Genomic DNA, 13,061 nt, shown 5'->3' on the forward strand with positions numbered 1-13,061 from the left:
GGGGCCCCTCACAGCGCCTCGGCCTTCTGCACGATCCGCGCCGCCCACCACATCCCGGCCGCCTCGAACACCGCCCCGACCGCAAGGCAGCCGAAGCCGGCCCCGGTGTGCAGCAGTACGCGCAGCGGGTCCGCACCCATGGCCGCGCCGAGGAGCAGGCCGAGGGCGGGCAGGGCGGCGAGCAGCACCGCGGTGGCCCGGGCCCCCGCCAGCTGGGCCCGCAGATCCCCTCGCTGGTCGCGCTCGGCGCGCAGGGCTCCCTCCAGCCGGTCGAGGCCGGTGGCGAGTCCGGCGCCCTGGTCCACGGCCACCCGCCAGCACGCGGCGAGTCCCAGCAGGCCCTGGGCGCCCGGCTGCCGTGCCACCGCGGCGAGTGCGCCGGGCACGTCTCCACCGAACCGTGCCGCCGCCACCACGGCGGCCTGCGCGTCGCCGAGTCCGCCGGAGTCCCTCGCGGCCCGCAGCAGCGCCGCCCCGGGCTGACATCCCGCCCGTACCTCCCCGGCGAGCGCGCCGCACAGGGCGATCACGGCGTCGGCCCGCCGCTCCCGGTCGCTCCGGGCCTGCCGGGCCAGCCGTACCCGGCGCAGCACCGGGACCCCCATCGCCCCCGCGACGACCGGGATCACCGAGGAACCCAGCAGGGCGATCACCAGCCCGGCGGCCGGCGCCCACCACTCCGCGTCCAACCGGCCGCCACGGCGGCGCAGTTCCGCGAGGATCCGCCCGGGGGCGGGCGGTGCGGGCGCCACCATCCCGCCGCCGGCCAGCATCAGCCGGGCCCGGCGCATCCCGTGGTGCCGGCCGCCCAGCAGCCAGGCCGTCGCGCCGAGACAGAGCAGGGCGGCACCCGTGGACGTCTCACCGATCACTTCCGTCACCCCTCTCGCCGTTCCGGGACCTCACCGGCTCGTGGCTCGCGCCCGGCCGGATCCCACTCGCCCGCGAACGCACCGGATGCGCCCAGGAGGTGCCGCAGCCGCTCCCACCCCCGCTCGCGCACGAACGCCCGCTCGCCCCAGCGCAGTGCCGGCACCGTCCGCACGAGCCCGGTGGCGTCCCGCTCCAGCACGTGCACCTCGTCGATCCGGCGCCGCCCGGACCGGTCCCGCACGAGGTGCACCACCACCGACAGGGCGGCCGCCAACTGGCTGTGCAGCGCCGCCCGGTCCAGCCCGGCGGCCGTGGCCAGCGCTTCCAGCCGGGCCGGCACGTCCGCGGCGGCGTTGGCGTGAACCGTGCAGCAGCCGCCCTCGTGACCGGTGTTGAGGGCCGCGAGCAGATGCACGACCTCCGGTCCGCGCACCTCGCCGACGACCAGCCGGTCCGGCCGCATCCGCAGCGCCTGCCGGACGAGGTCCTCCAGCGTGACCAGGCCGGCGCCCTCCTGGTTGGCGGGCCGGGTCTCCAGCCGGACGACGTGCGGGTGGTTCGGCCGCAGCTCGGCCGAGTCCTCCGCCAGCACGATGCGTTCGCCCGGCCCGACGAGACCGAGCAGCGCGCTGAGCAGGGTGGTCTTCCCGCATCCGGTGCCGCCGCTGACCAGGAAGGACAGCCGGGCCGCGAGCAGCGCCCGCAGGATCCGGTCGCCGCCGGGCGGAACCGTGCCGGCCGCGACGAGTTCCTCGACGGTGAAGGCCCGGTGCCGTACCACCCGCAGGGCCAGGCAGGCGCAGCCGACGGCGACCGGGGGCAGCACGGCGTGCAGCCGGGTTCCGTCGGGCAGCCGTGCGTCCGCCCAGGGCCGGGCGTCGTCCAGCCTGCGTCCGGCCACGGCGGCCAGCCGCTGGGCGAGGCGCCGCACGGCCGCCGCGTCCGGGAAGGCCACCGGAGTCAGCTCCAGGCCGCCGCCGCGGTCCACCCACACCCGGTCGGGGGCGGAGACCAGGACGTCGGTGACGGCCGGGTCGGCGAGCAGGGGTTCCAGGGGGCCGGTGCCGACGAGTTCGGATCGCAGGTGTTCGGCCGCGCCGAGAACCTCCGCGTCGCCCAGCACCCGGCCCTGCTCGCGCAGTGCCTGGGCCACACGCGCGGGTGTGGGTTCGGCACCGCTCTCGGCGAGCCGTCGGCGGACTCCGTCGAGCAGGGCCGCGCCGTCGGCCAGGTCGAGTCCGGGCAGCGTCATCGGGCACCTCCCGCTTCCACGAGCGCGCGCTCCCAGAAGTGCGTGCAGAAGCGGGCGAGTGGGCCGCGCCCGCCGGCCCCGGGTGGCTTCGCGCCACCCTGCGGGCGCAGCAGCGCCGGCTCGGCGGGGACCTCGCCGGCCAGCGGCAGGTCGAGCAGCCGGGCCACCGCGCGGTCGTCCAGGCCGGGTGCGTAGGGCCCGCGGACCGCCACCCGCAGGTCCCGCACGACCATGCCGACGGCGGAGGCCACGCGACCGGCGGCCGCCAGTGCCCGCAGTTCGCCGGGGACGACGAGCAGCGCCAGGTCGAGCTGGGCGAGGGCTTCGGCGACCCCGTCGTCGAGACGGCGGGGCAGGTCCACCACGACCGTGCCGCCGCGCCGCCGGGCGGCGGCCAGCACCGCCCGGATGGCGGGGGGCGGCACGGCGACGCAGGTGCCGCGGTCCCAGCTGAGCACACGGAGGGAGTGCAGCTCGGGCAGCGACTCCTCCAGGGCACCGCCGCCCACCCGGCCGCGGGAGGCGGCGAACGCGGGCCAGCGCAGCCCTTCGGCGCCCTCGCCCCCGAGCAGTACGTCGAGTCCGCCACCGAGCGGGTCGGCGTCCACCAGAAGGGTGCGCAGTCCCTCGCGTGCGGAGGTGACGGCGAGGGCGCACGCGAGCGTGGACGCTCCGGCCCCGCCCCGGCCTCCGATGACCCCGACGGTGAGCGCCGGGCGGCCGGTGCCCTCGGCGACGTCGGCGATGCGGTCGACCAGCCACGGCTCGCCGTCGGGCAGCATCAGGACGTGGTCGGCGCCGATCTGGACGGCTCGTTTCCATACGTCGGGGTCGTCCTGGTCGCGGCCGACGAGCACCACTCCGGACCGGCGCGCGGCCCCGCTCACCCGGCGGGCGGCGTCGTCGCCGACGAGCACGAGCGGGGCCGCCGCCCAGCCGCCGCCGGCTTCCGGTACGCCGTGATGGACCTCGGGTGTGGCGCCCGCCGCCGCGCACAGGCGCAGCAGATCGTCCAGGAGTGCCGCGTCCTCGGTCACGATGAGCGGCCGGCCGGGCCGGCCTCCGGGGCCGGGCGGTGGATCGTGGGTGACGATTCCGGTCACAGGTGTTCCCCCTTCGCTGCACGGGCCGCGGGGCCTGCCCGGCCACGCGATTCCCGAAGATGTGGAGAACCGGCGAACGGTCTCCCTATGAACGGCCGATAGGAACCGGCCATACACGCGCCGGCAATCGGAACCAGCCATGAACTCGCCGGTGCCGGAGCGCATGGGAATCACGGTGCAGCGAGTCGCGAAATGATGTGGATCTTGGTCGATATCTGTGGACAACCGCCGACCCTGTGAATATCTCCGTCACCCATACCGGTGACCTCTGTACTGATCCCTGTGCGAGTTCCACAGAGCAGTCCCGCGATTACCCTCCGTGACGAATCATGGACATGCAAAAACCGCGGCCGCGGCGGCGCGATGGGCGCCGTGCGGTCGCGGGAAGAGCGGAATGAAGGACGAAAACCCGTCCGGACATGCGACGACCCCCGCCGGGGGGGAGAGCGGGGGTCGTCCCCACGGCCGACTCGGGGGGGGAGGAGTCGGGCCGGGTTAGCACGGTCGCGAACGATCCGTGACTTCCATGGTGTACCCGAGAGCCCTCTCAGGCAAACCCACGCGCCACACCTTACGCCGAATGGTGGGCGCCTATGCTCGGGGACGTGGAAAACCACTCCTTGCCTCGCGCAGCAGCCTTCTTTGACCTGGACAAGACGGTCATTGCGAAGTCGAGCACGCTCACCTTCAGCAAGTCCTTCTACCAAGGCGGGCTGATCAACCGCAGGGCCGCCTTGCGTACCGCGTACGCCCAGTTCGTCTTCCTGGCCGGCGGCCTGGACCACGACCAGATGGAGCGCATGCGGGAGTACCTCTCCTCGCTGTGCCGGGGCTGGAACGTCCAGCAGGTGCGCGAGATCGTCGCCGAGACGCTGCACGACCTGATCGACCCGATCATCTACGACGAGGCCGCCTCCCTCATCGAGGAGCACCACGCGGCCGGCCGGGACGTCGTGATCGTGTCCACCTCGGGCGCGGAGGTGGTCGAGCCGGTCGGCGAGCTGCTGGGCGCGGACCGGGTGGTCGCCACCCGCATGGTCGTGGGCGAGGACGGCTGCTTCACCGGAGAGGTCGAGTACTACGCCTACGGCCCGACCAAGGCCGAGGCCGTCAAGGAACTGGCCGCGTCCGAGGGCTACGACCTCGACCGCTGCTACGCCTACAGCGACTCGGCGACCGATCTGCCGATGCTCCGGACCGTGGGGCACCCGCACGCCGTGAACCCGGACCGCGCGCTGCGCCGCGAGGCACTCGCGCGCGGGTGGCCGGTTCTGGAGTTCCGCCGCCCCGTCCCTCTCAAGAAGCGGCTGCCCGCGTTCTCCGTACCGCCCCGCCCGGTGCTGGCCGCGGCGGCGGCCATAGGCGCGGCCGCGGCGACCGCCGGACTCGTCTGGTACACCAGCCGGCGCCGCGGCACCACCTGACAGGCGTCCGTTCCGTCCTGTTTGCTCCCGAAAGTAAAGAAGTGCAGGCAGGGGTTCCGCTTCATCCCGGCTAGCGGTACAAAGAAGGTAGGCCCGCGAGACCAAAGGACATCCGAGAGGATCCCCTAACATCACGCATTTGGCCCCACGGACCCAGCATGGACACCGGGCACCCACGCGACGTCGACCCGTCGATTACGGGCCAGCCGCACCAGGTCACGGGCAAAGCATCCCGGCCTGATGGGCAATATCTCGAGGACGCTTGGTAACCGGGTGAGCATGCCAGCGGCGGTACGAGCATTCGTACCGCCGCAACCCTTGTCCGGGGGCGTACTCCTCAGGCCGCGCCGCGCTGCAGCGCCTCGCACACCGCCGTCGACTCCCGCACACCCAGCTCGACCGCCCGGCCGCAGTGGCCGATCCACGCCGCCATGCCCTCGGGAGTGCCCGAGACGTACCCGTCGAGGGCGGCCAGGTAGGAGGCGCGGCCCAGCTCGGCGTACCCGACCTCGGCCGGGCAGATCGCCTTCGGGTCCAGTCCGCTGCCGATCAGCACGATCCGCTCGGCGGTGCGCGCGACCAGGCCGTTGTGGGAGACGAACGGGCGCAGCGCGAGCAGCTCGCCGTGCACCACGGCCGCCGTCACCAGCGCGGGGGCCGAGGTGCCGGCGATGATCAGGTCCGCCAGTCCCTCCAGCCGGCCCGAGACCTCCGCCACGTCGGGCAGCGGCAGCTCGATCAGCGGCTCGTCCACCGGCTCGCCCGGCTGGCGCGGCCGGCCGACCCGGTCGTCATCGCTCGCCGCGGCCACCAGGTGCAGCCGGGCCAGCACCCGCAGGGGCGACTGCCGCCAGATGGACAACAGCTGCCCCGCCTCGGCGGAGAGCCGCAGGGCCGCGCCCACCACGCGGGCCTCGGCGTCCCCGCTGAAGTCGGTACGCCGCCGCACCTCCTCCAGCGCCCAGTCCGCCCCGGACAGCGCCGCCGAACCGCGGGCGCCACGCAGGGCGGCCTCGGAGGTGATCGCGTTGCTGCGGCGCCGCATGACCCGGTGCCCGTAGACCCGGTCCACGGCCTTGCGCACGGTTTCCACGGACTCGGCCACACCGGTCAGCGACCCCAGGGCCGCGAGCGGATCGGCGGTCGCACCTGTCGTACTCATGAGTACGACAGTACGCACCCGGCCGCCCCACCCCACGAAGGAGTGGTCTTCTTCACTTCCTGCTGCAACGCACAGCTATTACCCCACTACCCTTGGTGAACATGAAAATTGCTTTCGTCGGGAAGGGCGGCAGCGGGAAGACCACGCTCTCCTCCCTCTTCATCCGCCACCTCGCCGCCGCCGGCGCCCCGGTGGTCGCCGTCGACGCGGACATCAACCAGCACCTCGGCCCCGCGCTCGGCCTCGGCGAGGAGGAGGCGGCGGCGCTGCCCGCCATGGGCGAACGGCTGCCGCTGATCAAGGACTACCTGCGCGGCAGCAACCCGCGCATCGCCTCGGCCGCGACGATGATCAAGACGACTCCGCCCGGTGAGGGCTCGCGGCTGGTCCGGGTCCGGGAACCCAACCCGGTCTACGACGCCTGCGCGCGTCCGGTGGAACTCGACGGCGGCGCCGTCCGTTTGATGGTCACGGGACCCTTCACGGACGCCGACCTGGGGGTCGCCTGCTACCACTCCAAGACGGGAGCGGTGGAGCTGTTCCTGAACCACCTCGTCGACGGCCCCGACGAGTACGTCGTGGTCGACATGACGGCCGGTTCGGACTCCTTCGCCTCCGGCATGTTCACCCGCTTCGACATGACGTTCCTCGTCGCCGAACCGACCCGCAAGGGGGTCTCCGTCTACCGCCAGTACAAGGAGTACGCCCGCGACTTCGGCGTCGCCCTGAAGGTCGTCGGCAACAAGATCCAGGAGCCGGACGACGTCGACTTCCTGCGCGCGGAGGTCGGGGACGACCTGCTCGTGACGGTCGGGCGCTCGGACTGGGTGCGGGCCATGGAGAAGGGCCGTCCGCCCCGGTTCGACCTCCTGGAGGAGACCAACGCCCGCGCCCTGGAGACTCTGCGGGCGACCGTCGACGCCGGCTACGCACGACGGGACTGGGAGCGCTACACCCGCCAGATGGTGCACTTCCACCTGAAGAACGCCGAGAGCTGGGGGAACGAGCGCACCGGGGTCGACCTGGCTGCGCAGGTCGACCCCCACTTCGTGCTCGGCGAGAGTCTGGCGACGCCCGTCTGACGCCTACCGCTTGTCCGCCGGCGCCCCGGGAACACCCTTGGGCGCCGGGGCCGGCCGGCCCGACAGGAAGGACGCCCAGCCCTGCCGGGGCGCCTCGCCCACCTCCAGGGTGCGCAGTCTCGCCAGGGTCTGCGGGTCCTGCGCGTCCAGCCAGTCGGCCAGCTGGTGGAAGGAGACGCAGCGCACCTCCGGCTTGGTGCACACCTCCTTCACCACGTCCTCGACGGCACGCATGTAGGTGCCGCCGTTCCACGACTCGAAGTGGTTGCCGATGATCAGGGGCGCGCGGTTGCCGTCGTAGGCGCGGTAGAAGCCCTTGAGCAGGCCGTCGCGCATCTGGTCGCCCCAGTAGTCGAACTTGTCCGGGTCGCCCTGGGTCTCGGTGCCGGACTGGTTGACCATGAAGTTGTAGTCCATGGTCAGCTGTTCATAGGTGTGGCCCGGGAAGGGCACGAGCTGCATCGACAGGTCCCACAGCCCTTCCTTCTTCTTGGGCCAGACCTGGTCGTCGACCCCGCTGGAGTCATAGCGGAAGCCCAGCTGGCGGGCGGCCTTCATGAAGTTCTTCTGCCCCTCGAGGCAGGGGGTGCGGGCCCCGATCAGCTCCTTTTCGTAGTCGAAGGGCAGCGGCGCCTCCGCCTTCCTGCCGGTGTTGGTCTTCCAGGACTCCACGAACTTCTTCGCCTGGGCGATCTCGCTCTTCCACTCGTCCACCGACCAGGTGCCGACCCCGCCGTCGGGCCCGCAGAAGTGGCCGTTGAAGTGGGTGCCGATCTCGTTGCCCTCCAGCCAGGCCAGCCGTACCTGCTCGAGGGTGTCGGCGATGCCCTGCTCGTCGTTGAAGCCGATGTCGGAGCGGCCCGGCGAGTGCTGTGGCGGCTTGTACAGATCGCGCTTCTCCTCGGGCAGCGTGTACACGCCGCTGAGGAAGTACGTCATGTTCGCGTTGTTCTCCTTGGCGACCTTGCGGAAGTGCGAGAACAGCTTCTGGCTGTCCTCACCCGCACCGTCCCAGGAGAAGACGACGAACTGCGGGGGCTTCTGACCGGGGCTCAGCCGCTCGGGCTCGGGCAGATGGGGCTGCGCTCCGGTGTACGCGGTGGATCCGTCGCCGATCAGCCGGAAGACGCTGCCCGGAGCCGGTGCCCCCTTCCGCGGGCCGGGCGCCCCTTCGTGCTTGCCGGTGGAGTCGCTCGCACAACCGGCGAGCGACGCCGCACACGCCGCGGCGACCACGGCGCCGACGGCGATCCTGTGGGTGGCGGCCATGTTCCGCCCACCTTCTTCCTTCTCTCAGGCACACGCTGATGAGGGCCGTTTCTGGTGATACGCCGGGCTTGTCCCGGCGGCGCCGCCAAGGTCGCACGGGACCGAGAAGGAATTAGTACGACAAGCCGATCAAATGATTAGTTCACTCCGGCAGGGGATCTTCTGCCCCGTTTGCCCCGGAAAACTATGCTTTACCTTTACTCCGCATTACGGTTCTTTTACCGAGCGTTGCTCCATCCCGCCACTGCACGCCGTGACCCACGGCCGCGACCGCCCCGCCCACACCGCGGGTCCCACCCAGTCCGCGACCGCGCCGCCCCGGAGGAGACGGGAAACATGTCAGCCTGCGCACCCCCTCACACCCAGCACCCCCACTCACCCACCGGCCCCGCGCCCACGCGCCGGCGCCGCACCGTCGAGGGCGCCGACCTGTCCGCGTCCGTAGCGGTCTTCCTGATCGCCCTGCCCCTCTCCCTCGGCATCGCCCTGGCCACCGGCGCACCACTGCAGGCCGGACTCGTCGCCGCCGCGGTCGGCGGGGTCGTCGCCGGACGGCTGGGCGGCTGCCCCCTCCAGGTCAGCGGACCCGCCGCCGGACTCACGGTGGTCACCGCGGACCTGATCCACCGTTACGGCTGGCGGGCGACCTGCGGCATCACCGTCCTCGCCGGTCTCGCCCAGCTCGGCCTCGGCTGCCTGCGGGTGGCGCGGGGCGCGCTCGCGGTCAGTCCGGCCGTGGTGCACGGCATGCTCGCGGGCATCGGCATCACCATCGCCGTCGCCCAGCTGCACATCGTCCTCGGCGGCAGCCCGGACAGTTCCGTCCTCGCCAACCTGCGGGACCTGCCGGCCCAGTTGGCCGACCCGCACCCGGCGGCGGTGTCGATGAGCGCCCTGACCCTGGTCCTGCTGCTGGCCTGGCCGCGGCTGCCCGGCCGCGCCGGGCGGCTGCTGCGCAGGGTGCCGGCGGCCCTCGTGGCCGTCACCGGCGCCACGGCGGCCGCCGCCCTCAGCGGCCTCGTCCTGCCCCGGGTCGACCTGCCGTCCTGGCGCAGTCACGCCCTGGCCGGACTGCCCGAGGGCCCGGTGTTCGGCGTCGTGGCCGCCGTGCTCACCACCACCCTGGTGTGCAGCGTGCAGTCGCTGCTCGGCGCGGTGGCCGTGGACAAACTGATCGCCTCCCGTCCCGGCCCCCAGTCCCGCGTCGGCCGTTCCGACCTGGACCGGGAGCTGCTCGGCCAGGGCGCCGCCAACGTCGTCTCGGGAGCCCTCGGCGGACTGCCGGTGGCGGGTGTGGCGGTGCGCAGTTCCGCGAACGTGAAATCGGGTGCGGTCAGCCGGAACTCCACGATGCTGCACGGCGTTCTCGTAGTAGCCGCCGCACTGCTGATGGTCCCGCTCCTGGAGGAGATCCCGCTCGCCTCCCTCGCCGCCCTGGTGATGGCCGTCGGCATCCAGATGGTGTCCCTGCACCACATCCGCACGGTGACGCGCCACCGCGAGGTGCCCGTCTACGCCGTGACCGCACTCGGCGTGGTGTTCCTCGGTGTCCTGCAGGGCGTCTGCCTCGGAATCGCCGTGGCCGTCGCCATCGCCCTGCACCGCCTCACCCACACCCGCATCACCCATGAGGAGGAGAGAGGAGTCCATCACGTACGGGTCCGCGGTCAGCTGACCTTCCTCGCGGTGCCCCGGCTCAGCAGAGCCCTGCATCTCGTGCCCCAGGGTGCGCACGCGGTCGTGGAGTTGGACGGCTCCTTCATGGACCACGCGGCGTACGAGTCGCTGCAGGACTGGCGGAGCGCCCACACCGCGCGGGGGGGAAAGGCCGAGCTGACGGGCCGGCGCGGCGGGATCGGGACCGCCGGGCAGACCCCGTCCGCCGAGTGCCGGTGCCGCCCCTGGACCCCCTGGCGCGACCACCGGTCCTGCTTCGCCGGTGCCGGTGCGGCTCCGGCCGGCCCGGATGACGGGCGGCCCGCCGGGCGGGAACTGGCCCGTGGCATCAGCTCGTTCCAGCGGAACACCGCGCCGCTGGTGCGGGAGGAGCTGGCGCGGCTCGCCCGGGAGGGCCAGCGACCCTCACAGCTCTTCCTCACCTGCACCGACTCCCGGCTCGTCACATCGATGATCACCGCCAGTGGTCCCGGCGATCTGTTCGTCGTCCGCAACGTCGGCAACCTGGTGCCGCCACCGGGCGAGGAGGGCGGCGACGACTCGGTGGCCGCCGCCATCGAGTACGCGGTGGACGTGCTCGGGGTGCGCTCGATCACGGTGTGCGGGCACTCCGGGTGCGGGGCGATGCAGGCGCTGGCCGGCGGCGGGACCGGCGGCGGGAGCACACCGCTGCGGCGGTGGCTGCGGCACGGGCTGCCGAGCCTGGCACGGATGGCCGGGGACCGGGGCGACCGGCCCCGGCTGGCCGGCCGGGAACCCGCGGACGCGGTGGAACTGCTGTGCCTGGCCAACGTCGTCCAGCAACTGGCGCACCTGCGGGCGCACGGCCCGGTCGCCCGCGCCCTGGCCGACGGGGAACTGGAGCTGCACGGCATGTACTTCCACGTGGGCGAGGCACAGGCGTACCTGCTCGGGCAAGCGGAGGAAGGAGCGGTGTTCGAGCACGTCACGGGCGGCGTCCACCGAGGTGAGGGGGCACATGGCCCGGTTCGGCCGGCGATCCCGAGAAAGGTCTAAACCAATTTACCGGTCGCCCTTGTCATCGGACCCCCGCGTCTGATGAGCTGTGGCCTGGGACACAACGGACACCCTTCGAACGGGAGATGTCGTGAGCAACGAAAGCCTGGCCAACCTGCTCAAGGAAGAGCGCAGGTTCGCGCCACCCGCCGACCTGGCCGCGCACGCCAACGTCACAGCGGAGGCGTACGAACAGGCCAAGGCTGACAGGCTCGGCTTCTGGGCCGAGCAGGCCCGTCGGCTGACCTGGGCCAAAGAACCGACCGAGACGCTGGACTGGTCGAACCCGCCGTTCGCGAAGTGGTTCAAGGACGGCGAGCTGAACGTCGCGTACAACTGCGTGGACCGGCATGTGGAGGCCGGGCACGGGGACCGCGTCGCCATCCACTTCGAGGGCGAGCCCGGCGACAGCCGCGCGATCACCTACGCGGAGCTGAAGGACGAGGTCTCCAGGGCCGCCAACGCCCTGCTGGAGCTGGGCGTGCGGAAGGGCGACCGCGTCGCCATCTACATGCCGATGATCCCGGAGACCGCGATCGCGATGCTGGCCTCGGCCCGGATCGGCGCGGCGCACTCGGTCGTCTTCGGCGGCTTCTCGGCCGACGCCCTCGCGACCCGCATCCAGGACGCGGACGCCAAGGTCGTCATCACCGCCGACGGCGGCTACCGGCGCGGCAAGCCGTCCGCGCTCAAGCCGGCCGTGGACGAGGCGGCCGAGAAGGCGGGCAACGTCGAGCACGTGCTCGTGGTGCGCCGTACCGGGCAGGAAGTGGTCTGGAACGGCGAGCGGGACGTGTGGTGGGACGAGCTGGTGGGCCGCCAGTCCGCCGAGCACACCCCGGAGGCGTTCGGGGCGGAGCACCCGCTGTTCATCCTCTACACCTCCGGCACGACGGGGAAGCCCAAGGGCATCCTGCACACCTCCGGCGGCTACCTCACCCAGGTGGCCTACACCCACTGGGCGGTGTTCGACCTCAAGCCGGAGACGGACGTCTACTGGTGCACGGCCGACGTCGGCTGGGTGACCGGGCACTCGTACATCGTGTACGGCCCGCTGGCCAACGGCGCGACACAGGTGATGTACGAGGGCACGCCGGACACCCCGCACCAGGGCCGGTTCTGGGAGATCGTGCAGAAGTACAAGGTCACGACCCTCTACACCGCGCCGACCGCGATCCGGACGTTCATGAAGTGGGGCGACGACATCCCCGCCAAGTTCGACCTGGGCAGTCTGCGCGTCCTGGGCTCGGTCGGTGAGCCCATCAACCCCGAGGCGTGGGTCTGGTACCGCAAGCACATCGGCGCCGACGCCACGCCCGTCGTGGACACCTGGTGGCAGACCGAGACCGGCGCCATGATGATCACGCCGCTGCCCGGCGTCACCGAGACCAAGCCCGGTTCGGCGCAGCGTCCGCTGCCCGGCATCAGCGCGACCGTCGTCGACGACGAGGCGAACGAGGTGCCCAACGGCGGCGGCGGCTACCTGGTGCTGACCGAGCCGTGGCCGTCGATGCTGCGCACCATCTGGGGTGACGACCAGCGGTTCATCGACACCTACTGGTCCCGCTTCGAGGGCAAGTACTTCGCCGGGGACGGAGCGAAGAGGGACGACGACGGGGACATCTGGCTGCTGGGCCGGGTGGACGACGTGATGCTCGTCTCCGGCCACAACATCTCCACCACCGAGGTGGAGTCGGCCCTCGTCTCACACCCGTCGGTCGCCGAGGCCGCCGTCGTGGGCGCCGCGGACGAGACCACCGGCCAGGCCATCGTCGCGTTCGTCATCCTGCGCGGCACCGCCACGGAGGACGACAGGCTCGTCGGCGAGCTGCGCGATCACGTCGGCGCCACGCTGGGGCCGATCGCCAAGCCCAAGCGGATCCTGCCGGTGGCGGAGCTGCCGAAGACCCGCTCCGGCAAGATCATGCGCCGTCTGCTGCGGGACGTGGCCGAGAACCGTCAGCTGGGTGACGTCACCACCCTGACCGACTCGACCGTCATGCAGCTGATCCAGGACAAGCTCCCCGCGGCGCCCAGCGAGGACTGAGCGGCCCGGAGGAGTGGACCGTCCCCCGCGGGGCACCCGCCGGCGAACGTGCCGGGTGCCCCGCGGGCGTCTACGGTGAAGATCACCGGACCCGGCGCGCGCCAGTTTAGGTAAACTAAACAAAGTGCCGTACGACACGGCACGTCAGGTGCGCC

At 72.3% G+C, this 13,061-nt stretch carries 9 protein-coding genes; 4 read left to right on the top strand and 5 right to left on the bottom strand.

The window, feature by feature from the left end; all coding sequences use genetic code 11:
• Positions 1–8: 8 nt before the first annotated feature.
• The 3 genes from GT045_RS16245 to ssd are packed head-to-tail and all read right to left on the bottom strand — an operon-like array spanning position 9 to position 3,228.
• The gene (locus GT045_RS16245) at positions 9–872 is read right to left on the bottom strand and encodes a type II secretion system F family protein (protein ID WP_161334606.1); all 864 of its coding nucleotides are present in this window, start codon (positions 870–872) and stop codon (positions 9–11) included.
• 5 nt (positions 873–877) lie between these two features.
• Positions 878–2,125: a TadA family conjugal transfer-associated ATPase gene (locus GT045_RS16250; protein ID WP_237538641.1), complete on the bottom strand. Its 1,248-nt coding sequence runs from the start codon at positions 2,123–2,125 to the stop codon at positions 878–880.
• Complete coding sequence (ssd, locus tag GT045_RS39765) at positions 2,122–3,228, bottom strand: septum site-determining protein Ssd (RefSeq protein WP_161334595.1); 1,107 nt, start codon at positions 3,226–3,228, stop codon at positions 2,122–2,124. Before ssd ends, GT045_RS16250 begins: the two co-directional genes overlap by 4 nt.
• Before the next feature lie 593 nt (positions 3,229–3,821).
• On the opposite strand from ssd, the gene GT045_RS16260 reads away from it, so the two are divergent.
• Positions 3,822–4,652, top strand: coding sequence for an HAD-IB family hydrolase (locus GT045_RS16260; protein ID WP_161297800.1), 831 nt, complete (start codon positions 3,822–3,824; stop codon positions 4,650–4,652).
• A 337-nt stretch (positions 4,653–4,989) separates the two neighbouring features.
• Here the strand turns inward: GT045_RS16260 and GT045_RS16265 are convergent, their stop codons facing one another.
• On the bottom strand, positions 4,990–5,814 hold the full coding sequence (locus GT045_RS16265; RefSeq protein WP_161334596.1) for an oxidoreductase: 825 nt from the start codon (positions 5,812–5,814) through the stop codon (positions 4,990–4,992).
• A gap of 101 nt (positions 5,815–5,915) precedes the next feature.
• Between GT045_RS16265 and GT045_RS16270 the strand changes: the two genes are divergently transcribed.
• Positions 5,916–6,896, top strand: a complete 981-nt coding sequence (locus GT045_RS16270; RefSeq protein ID WP_202516546.1) for an ATP-binding protein — start codon at positions 5,916–5,918, stop codon at positions 6,894–6,896.
• A 3-nt stretch (positions 6,897–6,899) separates the two neighbouring features.
• Here GT045_RS16270 and GT045_RS16275 read toward each other — a convergent pair whose 3' ends face one another.
• Positions 6,900–8,165 (bottom strand): hypothetical protein, encoded by a 1,266-nt coding sequence (locus GT045_RS16275; protein ID WP_161297798.1) that lies wholly within the window; start codon positions 8,163–8,165, stop codon positions 6,900–6,902.
• A 336-nt stretch (positions 8,166–8,501) separates the two neighbouring features.
• Here GT045_RS16275 and GT045_RS16280 point away from each other — a divergent pair, with 336 nt between their 5' ends.
• Together GT045_RS16280 and acs are read left to right on the top strand one after the other, a co-directional pair.
• On the top strand, positions 8,502–10,859 hold the full coding sequence (locus tag GT045_RS16280; protein ID WP_161334597.1) for a SulP family inorganic anion transporter: 2,358 nt from the start codon (positions 8,502–8,504) through the stop codon (positions 10,857–10,859).
• A 91-nt stretch (positions 10,860–10,950) separates the two neighbouring features.
• Positions 10,951–12,906, top strand: coding sequence for an acetate--CoA ligase (acs, locus tag GT045_RS16285; protein ID WP_161334598.1), 1,956 nt, complete (start codon positions 10,951–10,953; stop codon positions 12,904–12,906).
• The last annotated feature ends 155 nt before the right edge of the window (positions 12,907–13,061 follow it).

The sequence above is a fragment of the Streptomyces sp. SID486 genome (genome assembly GCF_009865385.1).
In the GTDB taxonomy this organism is placed as follows: domain Bacteria; phylum Actinomycetota; class Actinomycetes; order Streptomycetales; family Streptomycetaceae; genus Streptomyces.

Coding starts and splice junctions, on each gene's coding strand:
- GT045_RS16275 (WP_161297798.1), bottom strand. CDS start 8,165: ATGGCCGCCACCCACAGGATCGCCGTCGGCGCCGTGGTCGCCGCGGCG.
- GT045_RS16280 (WP_161334597.1), top strand. CDS start 8,502: ATGTCAGCCTGCGCACCCCCTCACACCCAGCACCCCCACTCACCCACC.
- GT045_RS16260 (WP_161297800.1), top strand. CDS start 3,822: ATGCTCGGGGACGTGGAAAACCACTCCTTGCCTCGCGCAGCAGCCTTC.
- GT045_RS16250 (WP_237538641.1), bottom strand. CDS start 2,125: ATGACGCTGCCCGGACTCGACCTGGCCGACGGCGCGGCCCTGCTCGAC.
- GT045_RS16265 (WP_161334596.1), bottom strand. CDS start 5,814: ATGAGTACGACAGGTGCGACCGCCGATCCGCTCGCGGCCCTGGGGTCG.
- GT045_RS16270 (WP_202516546.1), top strand. CDS start 5,916: ATGAAAATTGCTTTCGTCGGGAAGGGCGGCAGCGGGAAGACCACGCTC.